A 22505-nucleotide genomic window follows, 5' to 3' on the forward strand; every position below is an offset into this window, starting at 1 on the left:
TCAGTCTTTCGTTCGTGGTCGGGTTTGGCCGGCCAGGCCTGTGCCCTGGCGCCAATTCCGTTGGGGCGGGGTTGTCTTGTTGGACAGAAGGTCGGAGAGTTCCTGGGCTGCTGCCAGGAGGTGGGGAAGGAAGCCCATCAGGTCTGTGCCGTCCTGTTGGACCTTGCTCTCGGAGATGGACAAGGAACCCACCGGGCGATGCCCCAGAAGCACCGGAACGGCCAGCGCCCTGGTGGAGGGGTCATACTCTCCTTCGGAGAAGGCGTAGCCGTCGGTGACTGTTTGATCAAACCAGGCTTCGAGGCGCTGCTCGTCGACCTCGGTGTGCTCGGAGTACCTTGGGTGCGGTCTGCCCTGAAGCAGGTTCCGTCGCTCTGCGGGACTGAGGAACGCGAAATATGACCTCGAGGTGGCCCCGGCATGCGCTGGGTACAAGTCACCGATCAGGGGGTGCGCCCGGAGGGGTCCGTGGAGGCCGTCGATGGCCGCGATGCACCTGACGTATGCCCCGTCGGGGATCGCGAACAACGCAGTCTTGGTGGTTTCCTGCGAAAGTCTGGTGAGGACGGTGTCGGCAAGCCTCGCCAGTCCGCCGGTGCGTTCCCACAGAGAAGCCATCCTCCACATGGCAGGTCCCAGACTGTAGCGGCGCGTCCACGGATCGGCACGGAGAAACCCCTGGGCCGCGAGGGATGCCAGGAGTCGCTGGGCTGAGGACTTGGTCAGCCCGAACGTCTCGGCAAGTTCAAGAACTCCCCAGTCCGCGCGGAACTCATTGAAGGACAGGAGTATCCCCAAAGCGCGGTCAACAGTCTGGAGCGGGGACTGCGCATCGGCGCCTGGAAGGGGCTTCGGGGACAAAGTCATGGGAAAAGCATAGGGGCCGCCGGCACCGCAAACGGCAATTCTGCGGACTTGTGTCCCAAAAAAAGATTTCACCTCCCAAATAGTGGGAATTGATTGTCTGTGGCGAGCTTCCCGTGGACTAATTGAGTCACCCCAAAATGTCGGGCACATCACAGTCGGCCGCGAGCTACACGGCGGGACGCCGGGAGAGGAACGAGATGAACGACTTGCCACGGCCCCCGGCCCCGGCCCGTACCGCGCGGACCCTGGGCATCATCACCATCGGGCAGACCCCGCGGACGGACCTCACCCCGGAACTCACGGACCTTCTTCCTGGTGTCGGAATCGTTGAACGAGGCGCCCTGGACGGGCTTTCAGCCTCGGAAATCGCCGAACTTGCCCCGCTACCGGGAGACCACGTCATGACGACCCGACTGCGCGACGGGACAGCCGCCATTATCGGCCAGGAACCCTTGGTGAGACGAGTCCAGGCAGCCATCCTGGACCTGCAGGGCGAAGCTGACGTGCTCCTGCTCGCATGCACAGGGACATTCCCGGAGTTCATCCACGACAAACCACTGGTTGAACCGGACCACGTCCTGGCCCATGTGCTGGCCGCCGTCGCCTCGCGGAGCCACCGGGTCGGCATCATTTGCCCCTTGGCCGCACAGGAAGAGGATGCGAAGGCCAAATACCGGGCCCTGCTGCCCGGCACGGTGGCACTCTCGACGGCGGCAGCCACGCCCTATTCGACGGACCTGGCCCCCATAAGCGCAGCCGCGGAACAACTCAGAGACGGCGGCGCGGAGATCATCGTTCTGGACTGCATCGGCTACACCACACAAATGCGCTCCCAGGTCATTCAAGCCAGCGGCCTACCCGTGCTGCTGGCACGATCCGTCGCCGCACGCATCGCCGCCGAGCTGCTCGGCTAACCCAACCCAAGTACAAAATCCGGTGCCGGGAACCCTGGCGCCGCAATGAAACCTGCATTGACCATCAAACAAGGAGCAAAACAATGTCCTGGAAGCACGTGCTGGAATCCTTTGACCTGCTGGACAGCCCGGCAGCCAATGGCGAGGCAGTCAGGGAGCTATGGCGGGACCACGGAGCCGGTGATGTCTTCGTGGAAACCGTCATCGGACACGCCGGAGCCACAGACTTCGTCCGCGTCCTTATCCCGGGAACCAGAGGAAAGAGCGCCGGCGGCACAGCGCCGACCCTTGGAATCATCGGCAGGCTCGGGGGACTGGGGGCCAGGCCGGAAAAGATCGGCTTCGTCTCCGACGGCGACGGCGCCCTGACAGTCGTGGCCGCCGCGGCCAAGCTCCTGGAAATGGCCTCCCGCGGAGACCGGCTCGAGGGCGACGTCATCGTCAGCACCCATATCGACCCCGACGCCCCGACACAACCCCACGACCCCGTCCCGTTCATGGGTTCCTCGACCGAGATGTCGATCAACAACAAGTACGAGGTCACCCCGGACATGGACGCCATCATCTCCGTAGACACCACGAAGGGAAACCGCATCTGCAACCACCGCGGATTCGCCATCACCCCCACCATCAAAGAAGGGTGGATCTTGCGCGTGGCCGAGCCGCTTCTCGACATCGCCGCGCACACCTCCGGGATGGCGCCCGCGGTCCTGCCGATCACGATGCAGGACATCACCCCCTACGGCAACGACGTGTACCACATGAACTCGATCGTCCAGCCCTGCACCGCAACCAGTGCGCCCGTTGTCGGGCTGGCCATCACCACCGTCTCGGCCGTTCCCGGATCGGCCACCGGAGCGACCGACCTGGGCAGCGTTGAATCGGCGGTCAGGTTCGTCATCGAAACGGCCAAAGACTATGGACGCGACAAGCTGGCGTTTTTCGACAGCGAAGACTACGCACAGCTGAGCGCCCGCTACGGGTCCATGTCGAGGCTTCAGCACCTCGACCAAACACTCGCCGCAGCCACCACGGCCTAAGCGGTAACCGCCCCACTCCCCAATGTTCCCTCCCACAGAAATCAGTCCTCCCATGGCACAGCCTCCCAAAGTCAAAGACGACACCACAGCACGTCACCCCGGAGCCTTTGGACCCGTGACCCGGCTGGTCACCGCTCTTTTGAGCACCCTGGGCAAGAACCCAGTGAAACACCCACGCAAAGACCAGTTTCCTGCCCGAAGTGCAGCTGCCGGACCTGGCAAAGCTGTCCCCGTGCTGGCTCTCGCGATCGTCTCTGCCGTGGCGTTGTCCGCGTGCGCGGGCGGCCAGGTCCGCACGTCCGCGTCCGGCTCCGCGGCGGGAAACAGCACCTTTGTCTATGCAACCAACAACAACGTGGTCACGGACTGGGACCCCGGGACCTCGTACTCCAACGAGATCATCGCCATGGAGAACATCTACGAGTCTCTGACCTTCTACGATCCGGCCACGAAGAAGGTATCGCCCCGGCTTGCCACGGCTTGGACGAGCACCGCCGACGGCAAGACCTGGACTTTCACACTGCCCGGCAACGCGAAGTTCCACAGCGGGCGCGCACTGGATGCGGCGGCGGCCAAGGAATCCATTGAGCGCACGATCAAATTGGATGGAGGCCCGGCTTACATCTGGGCGTCCGTCAGCACCATCACTGCCGCAAGCCCGACTTCTCTGGTTTTCAACTTGAAGTACCCGGCGCCGCTGGATCTGATCGCGTCTTCGGATTTCGGCGCGTACATCTACGACGTCAATGCTGCAGGTACAACGGAGCTGAAGAGCTGGCTCGGCAAGGGCCATGACGCGGGCAGCGGCCCCTACACGGTGGACACGTGGCAACAGGGCCAAGCGACCGAACTGCGTCTCAAAGCGGTCCCGGACTACTGGGCCAGTTGGAAAGGTCAGCACTACCAGAACATCGAATTCCGCGTTTCGCCCCAAGTGACCACATCCTGGCAGCTCCTTCAGCGAGGAGAGGTCAGCTTCATCAACAAGGTCAACCCCCAGATTTTCGAACAAGCCCAAACGACCAGTGGCGTGCACGCCTCCTCTACTCCGTCCTTCCAGAACGACCTGGCCATGTTTAACACCGCCAGCGGGCCGATGGCGGACATCCGCGTCCGCAGAGCGGTCCAAGCAGCCATCGACACGGATGGGTTGCTGGCAGCCCTCAAGGGCAACGGCGTCGCAGCCAGCCAGCTGATCCCTGCCGGATTGCTCGGCTACACCCCGGACCTGCAGTTGCGCCAAAACCTGGAAACGGCAAAATCGTTGCTGAATGAAGCCGGTTACGGGCCGGGCGGAAAGCAGCTCACCTTAAACCTCACTTACGCCCAGGGCGACAGCGATCAACAACTCTTCGTGACCTTGCTCACCTCGGCGTTGAACCAGCTGGGCGTAAAGCTGAATGCGCAGCCCATGCAATGGGATGCACAAGCGGCCCAGGCACGGTCCGCGAACCCGGCCTCACGGCAGGATATTCTCGTATTTCGCTGGTACCCCGACTACGCGGACCCGTACACCTGGTTCCTGAATCTCTTCCACAGCTCACAGCAGCCCCACTTCAACCTGACTTACCTCGACGACAAGTCGGTAGACGCGACCATCGATTCGATACCGCAGCTCACCGCAACCTCCCGGGATGAGGCGCAACGTACGTACGCTGCCTTGCAGGCAACTCTCGTGCAAGAGAAGGCAGCCGTCGCGCCGCTTTGGGTAACGAAGTACGAACGCGTCTATGCATCTTCGGTGGGCGGTTACATCGACAACCCTGCCTACCCCGACGTCGTCTTCGTTCACGATCTGACGCCCGGGAGCTGAGAACACCATGCGATATCTACTGCGCCGGCTCGGCCAGGCCGTGCTTGTGGTGGCCGGCGTCGTGATCCTGACCTTCGCCATTCAACGGGTGGTCCCCGGCGACCCCGCCGTGGCTGTTGTTGGCTCCCATGCGAGCCAACAACAGCTGGAGCAGGCACGGCAGCAACTCGGGCTCAACGAACCGCTGCCGGTTCAGCTGGGGCATTACCTGACAGATCTGCTGCGGGGTGACCTGGGAGCCAGCCTGCACACCCACCAGGCGGTGCTGCATGACCTGGGCCAGGCATTGCCCGCGTCATTGGAACTGGTGGTGACGGGGCTGGTGCTTGGGGTCCTCATCGGGCTCCCGCTCGGGCTGCTCGCAGCCCGCTACCGGCGCAGCCCTGTTGATGCTGCGGTTCGGGTGCAGTCAATGCTCGCCGTGTCGCTGCCGGTCTTCTGGCTCGCGCTCGTCTGTCAGCAGATCTTCGCGACAAAGCTCCAGTGGTTTCCGATCGCGGGCGAATACACCAGCGCCCTGGACCAGACAAACCCGCTTCAGGTCTACACAAACGTCACCCTGATCGACAGCCTGTTGACAGGAAACTGGCCCATCTTCGGCAGCGTCGTGGCACACCTCGTCCTTCCCGCCCTCGTCGTTGCCGCCTATCCGGCCGGTGTCATCGCACAACTGACCCGGGCCGCGGTCATTGAGGAGATCACCCAAGCCCACGTTCAGATGGAACGAGCCCTCGGGTTTTCTGAACGCGCCGTGCTCCTGCGGTTCGTGCTGCGGCCGGCACTGAATCCGATCCTGTCGGTGATCGCACTGATCTTTGCCTACTCCATCGTCAACACTTTCCTCGTGGAATCCGTCTTCAACTGGCCTGGTCTGGGCAGCTACGCCGTCGACTCAATCCGTTCTTCGGATACACCCGCAATCGCCGGCATTACGCTCCTTGTCGCCGGTGTCTACGTACTCGTAAACCTCATCGTCGACCTTGCCCAATCAGGAGTCGACCCGAGAGTAAGACTGACATGACTTCTTCGACCATCGCCCTTCGCCCCAATTGGTTCAGCCAATGGGCCGGACTTGTACGAACCGATATGCTCGCCGCGATCGGTGGGGTAGTGCTGCTACTGATCGTTCTGTGCGCCATACTCGCCCCATGGATCGCCCCGTTCCCGGCAGATGGCACCACCGCCACCGACGCTGCCCAGGCGCTGCTCCCGCCCAGCGGGACCCACATCATGGGCACCGATGCGGTCGGAAGGGACATCCTGTCCCGGCTCCTCTTCGGCGCCCGGACCTCGCTCTTCATCGCCGCCGCAGTGCTAGCCACGGCGGCTGTGACCGGCGTCCTGCTCGGAGTGGTCGCAGGCTACGCCGGCGGTTTCATCCGTGACATCATCATGCGCGTCACGGATATCTTCCTTGCCTTCCCCGCACTGCTGCTCTCATTGGCCCTCGCCGTCGTACTCCAGCCCAGTGTCCCTACGGCGATTATCGCCATCGCCGTCACCTGGTGGCCTTGGTATACGCGACTGACCGCCTCGCTTGCAGCCTCGATCCGCACCCGCAGCTACGTCGATGCCGCCCGCTGCCTCGGCGTCTCCCCGATACGGACAATCCTTCAACACGTCCTGCCCAACTCCCTGACTCCCGTGTTGGTCCAGTTGTCTCTGGATGCAGGCGGCGTCATCCTTACCGCCGCGTCGCTGTCATATCTGGGCCTTGGCGCACAGGAACCAACCAGTGAATGGGGACTCATGGTCAATGAAGGCCAGACATTGTTCACCACCGACTGGTGGGTAGTGACCTTTCCCGGGCTGGCCATCCTTGTCACGGCATTCGCGTTCAACGTACTCGGGGAAGGCCTCCGCGCATCCCTCGATCCCCGAGGAGGCCTCCGATGACTCCGGTCAAAAATACCCAAAACGATCGGCAACACGACGCCGCGGCCCTCGTTGAGGTCCGGGACCTCAAAGTCACCATCTCCGGCCGACAGGTTGCCTCGCTTCCCGATCTGAGCCTGCGCCCGGGCGAATGCGTGGCACTCGTCGGAGAGAGCGGATCGGGGAAGACCACTTCACTACTTGCACTGCTTGGACTACTCAGGGCTTCGGACTGCTCCGTCAGCGGATCAGTGCGGGTGTGCGACGTCGACATTCTTACCGCAAGCCCCACCCGGCTGCGCAGCCTCCGCGGCGCGCGCATCGCCCTCGTGATGCAAAGCCCACAAGGCTCACTCAACCCCACCATGCGATTAGKAGTACTCCTCAGGCGCGCTCTCACCCTGCATGGCATCAAAGGCAGGCCGGCCCTGTCACGGATCAAGCTGGCACTTGACAGCGTCCGCTTGCAGGAATCAATTCTGCGCCGCTACCCGCACCAGATTTCCGGCGGCCAGGCACAACGGTTCGGTATCGCCCTTGCCCTCGCCCTCGGAGCCGACATCATCGCAGCCGACGAACCCACCAGCGCCCTTGACGTCACCGTCCAGGCCGAGATCATGGCCCTGCTCCAGCAGCTTCGCCAGCAAAACGGAACGGCGCTGCTCCTCGTATCCCATGACCTGGCCCTCGTCTCCACCGTTGCCGACCACGTGATCGTCATGCGCGACGGGCAAGTGGTCGAGTCGGGACCGGCACAGCAAGTGCTCCAAAACCCGACCCAACCCTACACACGCGAGCTGTTGGCAGCCGTCCCGACCATGGAAGGTGCAAAGTGATCACCGAGGACGAAACGCCCCGTACCCCACCGCTGCTGTCTACCGAAAGACTCACGGTCAGCTATGGCAAATTCCAGGCTGTCTCCGACGTCAGCCTCACCATTGCTGCCGGTCGTGGCGGCGTGGGCCTCATCGGAGAAAGCGGCTCCGGGAAAACCACCGTCGCCCGCGCCCTGCTAGGGCTGACCCACCCCTACTCGGGGACCATCCGCTATCGCGGCCAAGACATCACGAGCCTGACCCGGCGGGACCGCTCGTCCTTCCGCGCCGAAGTCCAACCCGTCTTCCAGGACGGCAACGAGGCACTCGACCCGCGAATGCGGGTCCGGCAATCAGTGATGGAAGGACTCTCCATCAAAAAACTGCCCGGGCGGGAAGCAAGGGAAACCCGCGTTGCACAATTGCTCGCCGACGTCGGCCTTGACAGGAAGCTGGCCACCCGGCTGCCACACGAACTCTCCGGAGGACAGCGGCAACGCGTCATCATTGCCCGGGCACTGGCGCTCAACCCAAACCTGCTGATCCTCGACGAACCCACCAGCGCCCTTGACGTCACCGTCCAGGCCCGCATCACCACCCTGCTTGAAAGCCTCGGCGCCGAACATGACCTGAACATGCTGCTGATCACGCACAACCTCGCAATCGTCGAGCAGCTTTGCGCCACCTCGCACGTCATGTTCGCCGGACGAATCGTCGAGTCGGGCCCTACGCGCATACTCATGAGCTCGCCGGCCCACCCCTACACCCGTGCGCTGCGGGATGCCGTGCCACAGCTCGGAGGACCTCCTCCGGCCGCCAGCAGTCAGATGTGGCAGCCGCCGGCCGACAGCGGGTGTGCATTCCGCGCCCGCTGCCCGCTCGCGACAGAGATCTGCTCGACACAAAGACCGGAGCTTCGCACATTGGACCAGCAAACGGTCGCCTGCCACCACGCCGAACAAGCCAGATCCACGCCGGCATCGGTAATAAACCCAACCCCTGTCACAGCACTGAGACTGATACCCGGTGACAGGCAGAGCCGGCCCGCCTAATAAGCACGGTGCCGCATAAGCACGGCGCCGCGCCGCCAGCGGCGAGACGAAGAACCCTGAGCGGCGAACTCATTCGCCGGCACGTGCAAGTCCTGACCGCACACCGGAAAAGGAGAACACACCGCACACTGGAAGGAAGAAAGGTCCCATGCCCGAGGCCAGGAACGACCGGAAGCTCATGGTGCGACGCCTCATTGAACTGACCTTGGGGGTTTGGCGTCACACGATCGGGTGGACCCCTCGGGCGGACCTGGCACCCGATAAGAACCGCAACCTCCGTCCTCGACGACCCCTCTCATAGAAACAGTCCCCGCATGGCACAGCCTCTCAATGTCAAAGACGACACCACAGCCCACCACCCTAGGGCGTTCGAACCCGTGACCCTGGTGGTCACCATTCTCCTGAGTATCCTGGGCGCCGTTATCGGCCTGCACATGATCACGACCATCGGCATCTCCGCGAACACCTCTGTCATCGGCGCGCTCATCGCGATGATCGTCGGCAGGGTCTCCTTCTTCGGACTGGCCAAGATGCGCGACATCAATCGGCAAAACCTCGCCCAAAGCGCGATCTCCGGGGCCACCTTCGCCGCCGCAAATTCACTGCTCACGCCCATCGCGGTCCCCTTCGCGTTCGGTCGCACCGACTTGGTGGGACCCATGCTCGTCGGCGCGTCTATGGGCCTGCTGATTGATGCCTGGATCCTGTACAAGAGCTTCGGGTCCAAATTCCTCCCTGCGGACGCGGCGTGGCCCCCGGGCGTGGCCGCCGCCGAAACCATCCTCGCAGGCGACAAAGGAGGCAAAAGGGCACTCCTCATGGCCGCCGGAGGTGCCATCGGTGTCGGGGCATCCTTCTTCGGCCTGCCTATGTCAGCGGCCGGAGTGGCACTGATCGGCAACGTCTGGGCTCTGGGAATGTTCGCCGCCGGACTCCTGGTGAGCCAGTACGCTCCCGGGGTCCTGCACTTCACTCTTTCGTCCATGTATGTCCCGCACGGGGTCATGATCGGCGCAGGAATTGTCGCCCTCGTCCAGGCCGTCCTCATTCTCCTGGACAAAAAATCCACCAAAGACCGGCAGAAAGACAAGATGCTGGCCCAGACTCGAGCCGGAGCACCGGAAGACCCATCCCTCGTCACGACCGTCAGCGCCAGCAAGTTGCGCCGCACCTTCACCTCCGGCTACTTCCTCTACATCGCCGGGGCCCTGACCCTGGCCACCCTCGGTGGCGTCTGGACCCAGATGTCCATACCCGCCGTGATCGCCTGGATCCTCTTCGCCGCAGTCGCCGCGATCGTCCATGAACTCATCGTCGGCCTCGCAGCGATGCACGCCGGCTGGTTCCCCGCTTTCGCCGTGACGCTGATCTTCCTCGTCGCAGGCCTGCTGCTCCAGATCCCCGCCGTGCCCCTTGCCCTCCTCGTCGGATACTGCGCCGCCACCGGCCCGGCCTTCGCCGACATGGGTTACGACCTCAAAGCAGGCTGGATCCTCCGCCGCGAAAACCGCCCGTACACGGCCTTCGAAATCGAAGGCCGCAGGCAACAACTGCTCTCAGCCATGATCGGATTCACCGTCGCCATCGGCCTCGTCGCCCTGCTCTGGAACACCTATTTCACCGCCGGACACCTCCCACCCGCCGCCACGGTCTACGCAGACACCATCAAAACCGGCCTGACAGAACCCGACGTCATCCGCAACCTCATCCTCTGGGCTATCCCCGGAGCCGTCATCCAGATCATCGGCGGCGCCAAACGGCAAATGGGCGTCCTGCTTGCCACAGGCCTGCTCATCGGAACCCCTAACGCGGGCTGGCTTGTCCTCGCAGCGCTGCTCTTCCGCTTCATTTGGACCAAATACCGGCCACAAAACGGAGAAACCGAAGTCTCCCTCATCGGAGCAGGCCTGATCGCCGGCGACTCCGTCTACTCCGTCGGCCAAATCTTCAAAGGCTAACCCGTCGGTCCTTGGTTGATACAAGCCCGCACTAACCACCCGGACACCCTGGACACGCGCCGGGTGGTTAGACGCATGGACACATCATGAGCAGACCGAAAAACAGGCACCTGTCTGAACCCTAGGAACGCGCATCGTAGCGGTGACACGCAGGCTCGTTCGACGTCCTTACCGGCGCAGATCGACGACTCCACAGGCTAGTCAGCGACGAGGTTTGAGCTTCCTTTTGCAGGAAGTTTCCGGTTCGGCGTCATTTATGGCTTCCGGAGGCCACACAGGGTATATGGCCAAGAATTCTGAAGCTCTAGGGGAAGTCATGGCAGGCAGGGTTCGGGCAGCCGCGGTTGCCAGTGACAGTAAACTCATTGCGATGGTCCGTGCCGGTAACGCGGAAGCATATGAAGGGCTCTATACGAGGCACGTATCCATTGCCGTTTCCGTGGCACGGAGGAACGTGGACAACCCCAGCGACGCCGATGACGTCGTAGCGGAGGCATTCCATGCAGTGCTTCAAAGTCTCAAATCCGGGCGAGGCCCCGAGGTATTCTTCCGCGCATATTTGCTCTCTGCCGTCACCAGGCTGGCTCACCACACCAACAAGAAGGCACGCCGGACCGCGCCCGCAGACATCGAAGGGAACTTCGACCAGGAAGTGGTGGAAGAGGATCCGGTCATCCGCGCGTTCGAATCGCGGACCGTCGCGCGGGCGTATCGGGCGTTGCCCGAACGTTGGCAGTCGGTGCTCTGGTATCTGGATGTGGAAGGGATGAAGCCAGCCGCGGTTGCCCCGATCATGGGGCTCTCTCCCAATGCCGTTTCTGCGCTCGGAATACGGGCACGCGAGGGGCTACGCCGCCAGTACCTGCAATCCCACGTCAATGACATCGAGCAAAGAGGCTGTGCGGAGTTCAGGTCCCAGCTGGGAGCGTATCTTCGCGGCGGGCTGTCCAAGAAGAATGAAGCGACTGTCCGCAGCCACCTGGATGGCTGTGCAGCGTGCACGGCTGTCTTACTTGAACTCAAAGACGTTCGGGGAACCATGCGGACCGTGCTGCTGCCGTTGGTCACGGGAATCCCTTTGGCGGCCTGGGGCGAGAAGTCCATGGAACTCGGAGTCGCCGGCGCCCTGCCGAGAACCTCCACCGCGACGACCCTGGCGAGCCCCCTGATGGTGACAGCGGCTGCTGCTCTTGTGGCGACGTTGACCTTTGGCGGGGCCAGTGATTCGGCCAGTCTGGCCGAGCAGAGCGAGCTTGACGCACTTGGTGGCGGGACCTCACGGAACGACGTCCCGACAGGGCCTGTTTTGCCTGCACCTGCCCCTTCACGGCCTTGGATATCTGTAACGCCGGCGGCTCAACAGCCCTCCAGTCCCGTCCAGCCCTCCAGTCCCGTCCCGCCCTCCGAACCCGCGCCGGTCCCGGTTCCACAGCCAGCTGCTCCGCCACAGCCGCTGCCTACGGCCCCGATGCCTCGTCCTATACCCGGTGTTGTTTCTGATTCGATACCGCAGGCAGGCGTCCGGGGGAGCGCCTCCGTCGTAGCCGCCAACGGCGACCCCAGGATCCGAAGTATGACCGTTGCCTTTTCGATCACCGGCGGGGCGGATCTCGGCCGTGCAACCGCGGTATTCGCGCTGTCGAAGCACGCCTCGATAGATGCTTCCTCTGTAAGGGCACCTGCAGGATGGACCTGCCTCGTGAACTCCGGAGATACCGGAGTGATCACGTGCAGTACCGACCTCCTAAGAACCGGTACGACAGAGTTCCATTTCATCGTCAACACCACAGACAGGGGCCACGGTCACGTGCTTCGCTACAAGCTCGATGGTCCGGCCATTGAAACCAACTCGTACACGCATGGATTCTGAAACCGTCCTTTGAGGCCGCGGTCCGAACGGCCTTAGGGGACGGTGGATACCCGCCGTGGATGGTTCCGCCTCGGCGAGGATCTGACAACCCGGCTTCCAAGCGGACCGTGGGATACCCCTACCCTTGGTCCATCCGTGATCGATTTCGGAGGCGCAAGTTCTATGGGGTTGAGACGCTTCTTAGTTCCGATAGGAGCTGCGCCGCTCCTGTCGGTGTCGTTGGAATGCTCCGGTAGTCAAGTTGGCAGGGTCCCAGCAATCCGTTTCCAAGGGTTTCCAACCGGTGCCTGCATCGGAGCGCGTCAGCGAAGTTCCTTGGCGATCGGGGCATAAGGAAACGCACGGCACCGTGGATGTACGCCGCGGGGAAACTGCGGTCGTTGAACTCTTCGAGACAGACCAGGCCTAGATCGGCCAAGAGGGTCCAGTCCRCTTTGATGCCCCTGATCAACAGCGACACCCGGATTGTTCCCAACACATACCGGGATGCTTCCTCCTTTCCTGCAAGGCAAAGATCATGGAGCACGCGTTCGAAATGAGCCGATGTTGCCAAACCGGTGCTGACGTCGGTACAGGAAAATGGCTGAGCTTCCTCGCTTGCTTCAACCCATCCGACAGCGAGTTCCTGGAGGGCGTCACCGTCGACCGGATGGCCCGAGACGGTGAACAGGGACCGCAAGTCCGTCATGGTCTCGGCCAACCCGACACCTCGGTGTGACCGACTGATTCCTAGCGTCCTGGCTTCTTCGGTGCACGGGCGGCCCCGGAGCAGGGAACGTGCCAGGGGCGAGACTTCAGGAACGAACCAGTCACCGGCAACACGCCATCCGTCTGTGAGGCTTTGCTCCCGCCAGCGAAGAAGTAGTTTCCAGGTACCGCTGTTGGTCTGCAGGGGAGCCCCTTTTTGGATTTTCATACTTGTAAGTGCCGGCCGTGGGCCATTTGTGTCGGGAAACCGCACCCCGCCATAGCGGTATGTGAGAGCCATCATGATGTGGGGACCGGCCGGCGTCACGATGTGGGGCTGGTGACCACTTACTATCGGCAGCAGTATTGGCATTCATTCTGCTGGAGCCAGTCCTTTGGGGAAGAAGTGAAGTTGGGGAAGAAATGAAGGCAACGATGTTCGCCGTTGCTGGCTTTGTCGGCGCAGGCTCGGTGTATTGGGCAATGGTCCCCGCCGGTCAACAGTGGTTTATCCGAAAGTTCAGGACACCTCACCGTTTGAGGAGAACGACGGCGGCGCTCGGCGCCGGGATGATCGCAGCCCTGTTGTCGTGCGGTCTTTTCCCGGACCACCAGACGTGGCTACAGGTGATGGCTGTCCTCGCGGGAACCGGCTTGGTCATTGGAGCGCTGGTTGCCCCGACCCTCCGGATCGACCACACCCTGGCAACACAGCGCAGGAAGGTCCTCGCGATCGGTGCACACCCGGATGACCTGGAATTGGCGTGCGGGGCCACCCTCGCCAAGCTGGTGGACGCGGGCCACGAAGTACGAACCGTGGTGATGAGCACGGGAGGCAAGGGTGGCGACAGTGCGGTCAGGGTGGCGGAAGCTGCCACGGGCTCGGATTTCATGGGAGCTTCCGAGGTTCAGGTCCACGACTTCCGGGACACAAGCTTGTCCGATCACGGGCAGGAAATGGTCCAGATCATTGAAAACCTGATCAATACCTTCCGGCCCGACGTTGTTATTACGCATTCCGGCAACGATTACCACCAGGACCACCAAGCGGTTCACGCCGCCACCATGCGGGCGGCCCGCCAGCATTCCTCCATCCTGTGTTTCGAGAGCCCATCATCCACCCGCTATTTCAATCCGAGCGTGTTCGTGGACATCGAAGGATACGTGGACGTCAAGATCCACGCGGTTGCCATGCACCGGAACCAGAAAGGTAAACCATATATGAGCGCAGAACGGGTCCGCAGTCTCGCGGCCTTCCGTGGCTCGCAGGTCAAGACCTCCTACGCCGAAGGCTTTGAGCCCGTGCGCCTGCTCGGCTCAGCCGTGGGGGAATTCTGATGGCCAGGATTTTGGTGACCGGTGTAGGCGGGCCGGCTGGGTCCTCGCTGGCAAGGCAATTGATGGCACGTGGACACTACGTCCTGGGTGTGGACATGGAAGCGGTCCGCCCAGGTTTGGCCAGCGACACGCGTGTAGTGCCCCCGGCCAGTTCCCCCGACTACGTGCAGGCCCTCTGTCACGTTGCGGTGAAATGGGGGATGGACCTCGTGGTGCCCACCGTAAGTGACGAACTTCCCCAGGTATCCGAAGCGAGGCCCTTGTTCGGCGCGGGGGTAGAGGTATTGATCGCTCCGCGTTTGGCGGTCCACACAGCGAATGACAAGTACCTGACCATGACCGCGCTCAGGGCTGCCGGGATCAGTATTCCGGAATTCGGACTCCCCGTGGATTTCGCCTCGGCACAGGACGCCCTGGACCACATGGGCGGCTCAATAGTGATCAAGCCGCGCGTATCGCGCGGCGGACGGGGAGTGCAGCTTATTGAACACGCTCCCGACGCCGGTCGTTGGGACGAGCTGGGCAGCTCACTGATCGTGCAGCGCTTCGCGCCCGGTACCGAGTACGCGCCGGTGGTTTTGCGGAACCCGGGCACCGGCAGGGACAGCGACCCGGACGACGTCGTGGTTGTTCTTGAAAAGACCGAACTCAAGGAGGGACGCGTCGGCAACGCCGTTTCGGTTCAAAGGGTGGAGCCACCGGCAGCAGGGGATGTTGCGGCGCTCGCGGTAGCCGCCGTCGGGGCTTTGGGACTGACGGGACCCGCGGACGTCGATATCCGGCGGATGCCGGACGGCACCCCGGTGATCCTCGAGGTGAACGCCCGATTCGGGGCCAACAGCGCGCAGGCTCCCGAACTCGTTGACGGAGTCCTGCGCAAGTTGCGCGTCGGCGCTGGTGGGATGGCCTGAGTGACGTTCCTTGAGTTCTTGCTGGAGTTCGTCCGGATCAGCGGCGTCATCATCCTGGGTTTCGGAGCGGTCAAGATCGCCTATGTTCCACTGGCCCTTTTTTTCAATTGGTACTACCGCGATCGGTCTTCCATGCACCGGCTGACCGTCCTTGACCGGAAGCCTCTCGTGTCTGTGATCGTCCCCGGCTATAACGAGGCCGTCGTGATCACCAAGTGCGTGGAATCCATCTTGGCCAGCCGGTACCGGAGGTTTGAAGTGATTCTGGTGGATGACGGTTCCACCGATGAGACGGCCGCCATCATGGCCGCGCTCACTGCCGAACACGGCAGGGTCCGCTCCGTCACGCAAGCCAACGCGGGGAAAGGTGCGGCGTTGAACCGCGGGATTGCCGCGTCCCACGGCGACATCCTGATGTTCGTGGATGCCGACGGGATTTTCGCACCGGATACCCTTCTCCACATGCTTCAGGGATTCGACCATCCCAGTGTCGGCGCGGTGTGCGGCGACGACCGGCCAGTGAACCTGGACCGCGTGCAGACCCGCATGCTGGCCGTCCTGAGCCACGTGGGCACGGGACTTGTGCGCCGGGCGCTGTCCCTCCTGCATTGCCTGCCCATCGTGTCCGGCAACATGGGAGCCTTCCGCCGCGAACTGGTCCACAACGTGGGTGGGTTCCATGAGGATTCCCTGGGCGAGGACCTTGAGCTGACGTGGCGTGTCTACAAGGCCGGGTACCGGGTCCGTTTCCAACCCAAGGCCTTGGTCTATGCGGAGTCTCCATCCACCGTCCGCGGGCTGTGGCGGCAAAGGGTCCGATGGTCCCGGGGACTCCTGCAGAGCCTCCGGATTCATTTCGGCATGGTGGGAAACCTGCGCTACGGGTCCTTCGGCGCGTTCATGGTGTTCAACACGATCACCATGGTGATCATCCCCATCCTCCAACTCCTGGTGCTGGCCGTACTGCCCTACTTGTATCTTGTTGGCCATGGTCCGGTGCCCGGCGAAGTATTGGCCATCCTGGGCTGGTTGGGACTCTTCGTTTCTTTGGCGCTCATTGTCATTTCCCTTGGCTTGAATCGTTCCTGGCACGATCTGCGGTATGTGTGGACCTTGCCGCTGTGGCCGCTCTATTCGGTCTTCGTGGGGTTGGCGTTGGCCAGTGCCGTGGGCAAGGAACTCAGGGGAAGTCCTGCACGGTGGAACAAGCTCCAGCGCACCGGAGTGGTTTCGGTATCCGCCTCCGGAATCAACGCTCCCGAAATGTCCCGCGCATGAGCGGCGGGTCTCCCAGCGGGTTGACGCGACCGGCCTTCCTCGTCGGAATCCTCGCTACAACCGTCCTTCTGACGGCTTCGGGCCCGGAAGGGCAGCCCAGGTCCAGGCCAGCGGAGCGGATGGTCAACCTCGGCTTCGAGGACGTGGCAGTGGAGGATCCAGCCCACCTCAAACAGCTGGGCGAGCGCCTGGACGAGGTGCAGGCTACGGCCGTGTCCATCGCGGTCGGACGGACCGATTGGACCGCCTTCCCTTGGGAAGCGCATCCGGAATCCGCCTCCGACGCCGTTAAACGGACCGGCCGCGATTTTGTGGCCGAATCCATCGCAGCGCTGCAGCAGCCTGGTACGCTCCAGCAATCCGGAACGGGGCTGAAGAGGGACGTCATCCTCACCATCGACGTTCTGCTGGACAAAGCCGTCACCGCCGATCCTTCTTTGGCTGGCCGTAACCCGGCGGGCAAGGCTTCGGGCAGCTTCGCCAGTCTTTCCTCGCTCCGGACCGGCGCAGCAGGTGCCCGGCTTGCGGAGTTCGCGGCGGCCGTGGCCAAGCGATATCGGCCCACCGCCGTCAACCTGACCGAACTCATGTTCGACGAATACACCTTCGGCCCGGACGATCTGCAGGACTTCACATCAGCCATGCACCGGAGCGACTGGCCTCGCCGCGCGGATGGAACCATAGACACTGCCGCGCCGGACGTGACCACGTGGCGCACCCACGCGATGGCGGACATCGTGCGCAAGGTCCGCTCCGCCGTCGAACCTTTTGGGGTGGACCTGGACATGGACGTCCGCGCGCCGAGCGTGTCCGCCGCCGCGGACCGCGCGGACAGTGGCCAGGACTATGGCCTCCTGTTGGAGGAACTGGACCGGATCCATGTGTGGGAGTATGTGGGCCTTAACAACGAGAGGTCGCCGAGGACGGAAGAACTCGTCAAGGCGTTGCGGCAGCGCGCCGGGACGCGGTACTCGCTCTCCATCGGACTTTGGTCCCCGGATGGCACCATTTCTCCGGACGAGTTGGAACGGACCCTACGCCTTGCAGCCGACGGCGGCGCAGCATCCGTTTCGGTCACGCCGGCCAGCCTCATGGGTGACGGGCATTGGGACGCGCTCCGCAGGGCGTGGGCAGCATGAGAGCCAGGCGCCTATTGCGCGGCCGCTCCGCTGAGGGTGGGCGACAATAACGAGAACATCGGGGATCCGTCTCAAGGCATCTGGCTGCTTGCCATTTGTACCGGAGCCGATGCTCATCGAACTGGTCCTCAGAGCAGACTCTTGGGAGGATGGGTTCATCATCAAGCAGTGTTCCCGCGCTTGAATCACGGCGGATGTCCAGAGGATGGAAAACTCCCGGGAAAATAGATTCCGAAACCGCGTCATGACTGGCGGTCTCTGGCCACTCTCTACATATGGTGAAGAATTTCTACGCTCAAGGGGACTCCGGCAATGGCGCCTAGCACTGCTCCCCTAACGGCCGACACTGTCAGCGACGGCCAACTCATCGCCATGGTCCGTAACGGGGACCTGGATGCCTATGACGGGCTGTACGCTCGGCACGTCTCGATCGCCTCCACAGTGGCTCGTAAAAACGTTGACAACCTCAGCGACGCCGAGGACGTCGTCGCTGAAGCATTCCAGTCCGTTCTGCAGAGCCTGGTGGCGGGCAAAGGGCCTGAACACTTCTTCCGTGCGTACTTGTTGTCGGCGGTGACCCGGCTTTCCCACCACAAGAACCGGAAAGCCGGCCGCACGCTGCCGACCAGCGACGAGACGGTCCTTGACCACAAAATGACACCGGACGATCCCTCAATCCGGGCCTTCGAATCACAAACGGTGGCCCGCGCTTTCCGCTCGCTACCGGAGCGTTGGCAGTCGGCGCTGTGGTACCTGGACGTGGAACGGATGAAGCCGGCCGCCGTCGCTCCGATCCTGGGGCTCTCACCTAACGCCGTCTCCACCCTTGGCGTGCGGGCACGGGAAGGGCTGCGGCGGCAATATCTGCAGATGCATGTCAGCGATACTCCGCAGGGCGCCTGCACGGAATTCGTCTCCCAGTTGGGATCCTATGTTCGCGGCGGTTTGTCCAAATCGGCCGAGGCGAAAGTCCGGGACCACCTTGATGGCTGCGCCAAATGCACGGCCGTGCTGCTGGACCTCAAGGACGTCCAGGGAACCATGCGGGCCGTGCTCCTGCCCTTGATCACGGGCGTCCCCTTGGCTGCGTGGGGAGTGAACGCCTCAGGGCTGGGCGTTGTGGGCAAGCTACCTGCGGCGCCGGCGGCATCCCGGGTGGCCGGAATCTCCCACCCCTTGCTGATGTCGATCTTGGCAGCACTCGCCGTGGGACTCGTGATGGGCGCCGTCGGCATCGTAGAGGTCCTGACCGGCCAGCCCACACCAAGGACGTATCAGGGCGCCGAGATACACACCACCCAGCCAGCGCGCCCAACGCCGGCACAGTCCCAGGCGCCCGCGCCCGTTCCCTCCACAGCGCCCGTACCGTCGCCGCCTCCGGCATGGCCGAGCGAACCGGAGACACCGGTGATCGCGGGACCTCCCCTTGCCGCGCCGGCACCTGTGCCAGTTGCGGTGCCGATGCCGACCCTCGCGCCAACCCCCTCAACGACCCCGTCGCCTGTGCCGACTCCCACTCCCACTTCGACCCCCACGCCGAATCGTGCGAAAGTCAGCGCTGCCACGAGCCGGACAGATTCCGGTACGGATCCCACGACGGCAACACTCCAGACCGTCTTCACCCTGTCGCGAGGATCCGGGACAGCCACCGCCGACTTCTCGGTCAACACGCCCGGCTCGATTTCGGCCAGCTCAGTGACTGCCCCCGCGGGCTGGAGCTGCGCTGCGAAGCCACTGGATCCCTCCAGCATCAGTTGCACCACAGGTTCGGTGCAACCTGGCGAACTGAAATTCACGTTCAACGTCAACACTCCGGACTTCTGGAATCGCCACACCCTGACTTATGGCTTGAGTGGACCCGGGATTGCAGCGAACACCTTTTCCTACGACTTCTGACGGCAGCGGGACATCGCGGAACGGTGGAACCGTTCCTGCGTACCAATTGCACGGTTGCATTCGGGCCTGGTCAGTCGGGATACAGGCAAACCGGCCCGTGAATTTGACGAAGATCGGTATTGCGCGATTGACCTCAATCGCTCGGAGTATCGGCGACACGATTTCCAACGTCCCGTTACTAAGCAAGTGGCACACCTTACCGGGTCTGCCGGTCCCTTGCCACATGAAAGGACATGAGAATGCTTCGTCAAATTATTGGGGTCACCGTTGCTGTTGCCGCATTGGGACTGACTGGCTGCTCGGGCGGCGGTTCCACGCCGATATCAAGCGGCACAACCAACGCATCGTCCTCTCCGACGGTAACGAGCCCGACGGCCAGCGCGAGCCCCTCGACCCCGTCCCCGTCCCGGAGCGCACTTGCGGGCGATTTCACCAAGGAGGGAACCCAGCTAAGAATCGGGGAGGTCGCAACCATTCCCTACGACTATGCCAAGAAAACGGCCACCCTCAAGGTGGCAGTGGAAAAGATCGAGAAGGGCACGGAGGCCGATCTTGCCCCGCTCCAACTCGGCGACAAAGCAAAGGGCATGACGCCGTTCTATGTCCGGGTCAGCATCACCGGCGGCGAGAAGGCCAACGACATGGCCTTCTCAAGCCTGTCCGGCATCCACGGTTTGCTGGCCGATGGTTCCATGGCCACTCCGGTGTACGTGATGGGCTCATTTGACCGGTGCAGCGATGACTCCTTCCCCAAGGACTTTGCCGAGGGAAAAACCGTGCAGTCGTGCTACGTATTCGTCGCCTCGGGTTCCGCCCAAGTCACAGGTGCACGATGGCAGGGCAGCGGCAAAGCGTACAGCGACACTAAAACCGGGCTGACCTGGAAATGACTGGAATCCATCGCGCCGACGGCATGGATGCAGGTAAAGAACAAGACCAGCAAACAAGGGAGTTCCAAATGGCCGCAGGATTCAATCTCTACGCTGATGCGGACGCCCGCGTGAGATTCCAACTTGTCACCGAAAATGGAGACGTGTTGCTCGCGTCCAATGCTTTTGAGAACGAGGACGCGGCAATCGCCGCGATTTGGTCTCTGCGCGAGGCCGCGGCCAACGGGCGCATCGTTGATCTCACCGGCGTGAAGCCAGAAAACCACACCGCCGGCTAGCGAAACTTGGATGGTGCTGATCTCCTCCTTCCAACCCAAGTGAGCACTGTTCCGACGGCCAGGAGCAAGACCGCCGGCTGCGTGACTGCCGTGCCGCTAGCGCCAGTGTGGGCCAAAGGTTCGGCTGTCGCCTGGGGCGTGGCTGGCGGCAGGATGGCCGCTGAAGTGGCGCTCGGGGTCGGAGCCCCGATAGCCGGAGGAGTGGTGGGCCTGGTGGATCCCGAGGGGTTGGGAGTTGGGCTAGCCGTGCTTGTCGGGGTGGGCGTCGGAGAGGGCAGGGCAGATCCGTTCGCGGTCCGGCTGGCGCTGCTTCGGCGGACTTCAACCGTGACGGGCGTGTCCTTCCCTGCGATGGTGACGTGGCCGGAATTTGTGTAGGAGTCGAGGGTAGCGTCGGTGACCTTGGTGACGACAATGAGCTGAACCAGTTCGCCCTTAGGCAGGGCTGTCCAGGTGGCGGTCAGCAGCGAGGGCGTGCATGTGATCACGGCAGGGTATGTGGCTTCATCGCTTGGAGTGGCAATGTTGCCGTCCTGGTCCAAAGACGTCCCTACGCGCGGAACGATCCGGCTGCAGTCGATCTGGGTGCCCGGGCCGGGCGTGTCCGTGATGGTGACGTCGCTCGACGCCAAGGTGGTTGCCGGCAAATGGAAAACCGACTTCAACTCTGTCTGGGCGGTATCTAGCCACCACATGCCCTTTTCGGGGGATGTGGGCGGTTTGGGAGCGCAATCCTGTTGGCACGGTTGGTCGATGGTCACTGGAACGCGGATCACCGTGGAGCCAACCTGGAAGTCAAGCTGCGTTGTCCCTCCCGACGTCGGATTCTGCGTGTAGAGGGTACTGAAGTTGCACGTGCCCCCGATGCTCTTGGGGTGCGTAGCGACAAAGTCGCTCAGGGTGAAGACGACGAGCCCGGAGTCGGATGCGTGGGCCGTGGCCACGGCCTGTCCGGCAGGATCCTTGAGTGCAAAGTCTGCCTGACCGAACCAACGCAGTTGCGGTGGAAGCTGCAGGGTGAAGGTGTCGCCCGGCTGGGACCCGTCGGGGACCGCCCACTGGCAGGTGAAGTCCACCTGCGACCACTGGCTGCCAACGGTGGATGTGGTGCTGATGGACGTTATCGCGTTCGGAACGACGGCGGCTTGGGCCGCCTGGACGGGCCAAGAGAGCCCGACGGCGGCCAGTAAAGCGGCCAGCAGAGTCCCCAGCAAAGCCCAGGGCGGCGCTGTGATCTTGGTTGCGTTCTTGGGATGGATGTGGTTCCTCATGCGAGTCCTTTCGGTTCCCCCTTGATTGGGTCGCTGAAGATTGAGTGGTGCGAGACACCGATTTGTGACGCCGGCGAAGTCGACCGACTCGGCCCGGATGATTGAGTATCCGGCAATCTCGACGGCGGGTGCGGGCTCGCCTGAGGCCAGCTGAGTCACGAAGTTGACCGGAGCGCTTGGGTCGGTGAATTGGTAGCCAAAGCGGCCTGTGAAGTCAGCTGTGTCCTCGGAGCAGCGGTTCTTCCCCGCTCGTAGGAATGTGTAGGAACACGTCTGTAGGCACTCGCCTCATTACAGGGCGGTCACCTACTTTTGTGCTTTCCTTTTCTGCCATTGCCAGGCGTGCCAGAACAGAAGCGTCGCCAGGATTAAAGCCGCTGCCTGGAGGAGTTGTGGCGTCATGTTCACCAGGACGTACGCGAAAGGCATCGTATTTCCCGGGCTGGGGGTGAACGGGGTCATTGCCTCATTGATGATCATCATGATCGCCATGACCAGCAGGAATTCCAGGGCCCACTTTTGAGGCACTCTACCGCGTGCGGCCCGCCGCGGTCACCACCGCCGTCGTCGTGCGTGAATACCAGCAACCCCACTCGGGGACCATCGGGACTAG

General features: G+C 62.8%; 20 protein-coding genes. 17 read left to right on the forward strand and 3 right to left on the reverse strand.

Annotation, left to right across the window (positions count from 1 at the left end; genetic code table 11):
* Window positions 1-867: an IclR family transcriptional regulator gene (locus AC1DLO_RS17305; protein ID WP_476890912.1), complete on the reverse strand. Its 867-nt coding sequence runs from the start codon at window positions 865-867 to the stop codon at window positions 1-3.
* A gap of 197 nt (window positions 868-1064) precedes the next feature.
* Here AC1DLO_RS17305 and AC1DLO_RS17310 point away from each other — a divergent pair, with 197 nt between their 5' ends.
* The 17 genes from AC1DLO_RS17310 to AC1DLO_RS17390 all read left to right on the forward strand — a co-directional run bounded on the left by AC1DLO_RS17310 (window position 1065) and on the right by AC1DLO_RS17390 (window position 20621).
* Window positions 1065-1781, forward strand: coding sequence for an AroM family protein (locus tag AC1DLO_RS17310; protein WP_476890913.1), 717 nt, complete (start codon window positions 1065-1067; stop codon window positions 1779-1781).
* Between the two features lie 83 nt (window positions 1782-1864).
* Complete coding sequence (locus AC1DLO_RS17315) at window positions 1865-2821, forward strand: DUF1177 domain-containing protein (RefSeq protein ID WP_476890914.1); 957 nt, start codon at window positions 1865-1867, stop codon at window positions 2819-2821.
* Window positions 2822-2873: 52 nt separating this feature from the next.
* Complete coding sequence (locus tag AC1DLO_RS17320; RefSeq protein ID WP_476890915.1) at window positions 2874-4634, forward strand: ABC transporter substrate-binding protein; 1761 nt, start codon at window positions 2874-2876, stop codon at window positions 4632-4634.
* 7 nt (window positions 4635-4641) lie between these two features.
* A complete protein-coding gene (locus AC1DLO_RS17325; protein WP_476890916.1) occupies window positions 4642-5655 on the forward strand; it encodes an ABC transporter permease in 1014 nt (337 codons plus the stop codon).
* Window positions 5652-6530: an ABC transporter permease gene (locus AC1DLO_RS17330; RefSeq protein ID WP_476890917.1), complete on the forward strand. Its 879-nt coding sequence runs from the start codon at window positions 5652-5654 to the stop codon at window positions 6528-6530. The genes AC1DLO_RS17325 and AC1DLO_RS17330 overlap by 4 nt, the downstream gene beginning before the upstream one ends.
* Entirely contained in the window at window positions 6527-7345 is an 819-nt protein-coding gene (locus AC1DLO_RS17335; protein ID WP_476914537.1) for an ATP-binding cassette domain-containing protein, read from the forward strand. The genes AC1DLO_RS17330 and AC1DLO_RS17335 overlap by 4 nt, the downstream gene beginning before the upstream one ends.
* Window positions 7342-8376: an ABC transporter ATP-binding protein gene (locus tag AC1DLO_RS17340; RefSeq protein WP_476890919.1), complete on the forward strand. Its 1035-nt coding sequence runs from the start codon at window positions 7342-7344 to the stop codon at window positions 8374-8376. The genes AC1DLO_RS17335 and AC1DLO_RS17340 overlap by 4 nt, the downstream gene beginning before the upstream one ends.
* 314 nt (window positions 8377-8690) lie before the next feature.
* A complete protein-coding gene (locus AC1DLO_RS17345; RefSeq protein ID WP_476890920.1) occupies window positions 8691-10334 on the forward strand; it encodes an OPT/YSL family transporter in 1644 nt (547 codons plus the stop codon).
* 283 nt (window positions 10335-10617) lie between these two features.
* Window positions 10618-12204 carry a sigma-70 family RNA polymerase sigma factor gene (locus AC1DLO_RS17350; RefSeq protein ID WP_476890921.1) on the forward strand — a complete coding sequence of 529 codons (1587 nt, stop codon included), beginning with the start codon at window positions 10618-10620 and terminating at the stop codon, window positions 12202-12204.
* A 517-nt stretch (window positions 12205-12721) separates the two neighbouring features.
* Window positions 12722-12922: a hypothetical protein gene (locus tag AC1DLO_RS17355; protein ID WP_476890922.1), complete on the forward strand. Its 201-nt coding sequence runs from the start codon at window positions 12722-12724 to the stop codon at window positions 12920-12922.
* A gap of 392 nt (window positions 12923-13314) precedes the next feature.
* Window positions 13315-14229: a PIG-L deacetylase family protein gene (locus tag AC1DLO_RS17360; RefSeq protein WP_476890923.1), complete on the forward strand. Its 915-nt coding sequence runs from the start codon at window positions 13315-13317 to the stop codon at window positions 14227-14229.
* 62 nt (window positions 14230-14291) lie between these two features.
* Window positions 14292-15140 (forward strand): ATP-grasp domain-containing protein, encoded by an 849-nt coding sequence (locus AC1DLO_RS17365; RefSeq protein WP_476890924.1) that lies wholly within the window; start codon window positions 14292-14294, stop codon window positions 15138-15140.
* Complete coding sequence (locus tag AC1DLO_RS17370) at window positions 15141-16418, forward strand: glycosyltransferase family 2 protein (protein WP_476890925.1); 1278 nt, start codon at window positions 15141-15143, stop codon at window positions 16416-16418.
* Window positions 16415-17557 carry a hypothetical protein gene (locus AC1DLO_RS17375; protein WP_476890926.1) on the forward strand — a complete coding sequence of 381 codons (1143 nt, stop codon included), beginning with the start codon at window positions 16415-16417 and terminating at the stop codon, window positions 17555-17557. Before AC1DLO_RS17370 ends, AC1DLO_RS17375 begins: the two co-directional genes overlap by 4 nt.
* Before the next feature lie 312 nt (window positions 17558-17869).
* On the forward strand, window positions 17870-19453 hold the full coding sequence (locus tag AC1DLO_RS17380) for a zf-HC2 domain-containing protein (protein ID WP_476890927.1): 1584 nt from the start codon (window positions 17870-17872) through the stop codon (window positions 19451-19453).
* Between the two features lie 239 nt (window positions 19454-19692).
* Window positions 19693-20343, forward strand: coding sequence for a hypothetical protein (locus AC1DLO_RS17385; RefSeq protein ID WP_476890928.1), 651 nt, complete (start codon window positions 19693-19695; stop codon window positions 20341-20343).
* A gap of 68 nt (window positions 20344-20411) precedes the next feature.
* Window positions 20412-20621 carry a YegP family protein gene (locus AC1DLO_RS17390; RefSeq protein ID WP_476890929.1) on the forward strand — a complete coding sequence of 70 codons (210 nt, stop codon included), beginning with the start codon at window positions 20412-20414 and terminating at the stop codon, window positions 20619-20621.
* Here AC1DLO_RS17390 and AC1DLO_RS17395 read toward each other — a convergent pair.
* Window positions 20618-21892 (reverse strand): Ig-like domain-containing protein, encoded by a 1275-nt coding sequence (locus tag AC1DLO_RS17395; RefSeq protein WP_476890930.1) that lies wholly within the window; start codon window positions 21890-21892, stop codon window positions 20618-20620. The genes AC1DLO_RS17390 and AC1DLO_RS17395 overlap by 4 nt on opposite strands.
* Before the next feature lie 306 nt (window positions 21893-22198).
* Window positions 22199-22420, reverse strand: a complete 222-nt coding sequence (locus AC1DLO_RS17400) for a hypothetical protein (RefSeq protein ID WP_476890931.1) — start codon at window positions 22418-22420, stop codon at window positions 22199-22201.
* Between the last annotated feature and the right edge of the window lie 85 nt (window positions 22421-22505).

The organism is Arthrobacter sp. 01T419, assembly GCF_056398865.1.

Coding starts and splice junctions, on each gene's coding strand:
- AC1DLO_RS17305 (WP_476890912.1), bottom strand. CDS start 867: ATGACTTTGTCCCCGAAGCCCCTTCCAGGCGCCGATGCGCAGTCCCCG.
- AC1DLO_RS17310 (WP_476890913.1), top strand. CDS start 1,065: ATGAACGACTTGCCACGGCCCCCGGCCCCGGCCCGTACCGCGCGGACC.
- AC1DLO_RS17315 (WP_476890914.1), top strand. CDS start 1,865: ATGTCCTGGAAGCACGTGCTGGAATCCTTTGACCTGCTGGACAGCCCG.
- AC1DLO_RS17320 (WP_476890915.1), top strand. CDS start 2,874: ATGGCACAGCCTCCCAAAGTCAAAGACGACACCACAGCACGTCACCCC.
- AC1DLO_RS17325 (WP_476890916.1), top strand. CDS start 4,642: ATGCGATATCTACTGCGCCGGCTCGGCCAGGCCGTGCTTGTGGTGGCC.
- AC1DLO_RS17330 (WP_476890917.1), top strand. CDS start 5,652: ATGACTTCTTCGACCATCGCCCTTCGCCCCAATTGGTTCAGCCAATGG.
- AC1DLO_RS17345 (WP_476890920.1), top strand. CDS start 8,691: ATGGCACAGCCTCTCAATGTCAAAGACGACACCACAGCCCACCACCCT.
- AC1DLO_RS17350 (WP_476890921.1), top strand. CDS start 10,618: ATGGCCAAGAATTCTGAAGCTCTAGGGGAAGTCATGGCAGGCAGGGTT.
- AC1DLO_RS17355 (WP_476890922.1), top strand. CDS start 12,722: ATGGAGCACGCGTTCGAAATGAGCCGATGTTGCCAAACCGGTGCTGAC.
- AC1DLO_RS17360 (WP_476890923.1), top strand. CDS start 13,315: ATGAAGGCAACGATGTTCGCCGTTGCTGGCTTTGTCGGCGCAGGCTCG.
- AC1DLO_RS17365 (WP_476890924.1), top strand. CDS start 14,292: ATGGCACGTGGACACTACGTCCTGGGTGTGGACATGGAAGCGGTCCGC.
- AC1DLO_RS17375 (WP_476890926.1), top strand. CDS start 16,415: ATGAGCGGCGGGTCTCCCAGCGGGTTGACGCGACCGGCCTTCCTCGTC.
- AC1DLO_RS17380 (WP_476890927.1), top strand. CDS start 17,870: ATGGCGCCTAGCACTGCTCCCCTAACGGCCGACACTGTCAGCGACGGC.
- AC1DLO_RS17385 (WP_476890928.1), top strand. CDS start 19,693: ATGCTTCGTCAAATTATTGGGGTCACCGTTGCTGTTGCCGCATTGGGA.
- AC1DLO_RS17390 (WP_476890929.1), top strand. CDS start 20,412: ATGGCCGCAGGATTCAATCTCTACGCTGATGCGGACGCCCGCGTGAGA.
- AC1DLO_RS17395 (WP_476890930.1), bottom strand. CDS start 21,892: ATGAGGAACCACATCCATCCCAAGAACGCAACCAAGATCACAGCGCCG.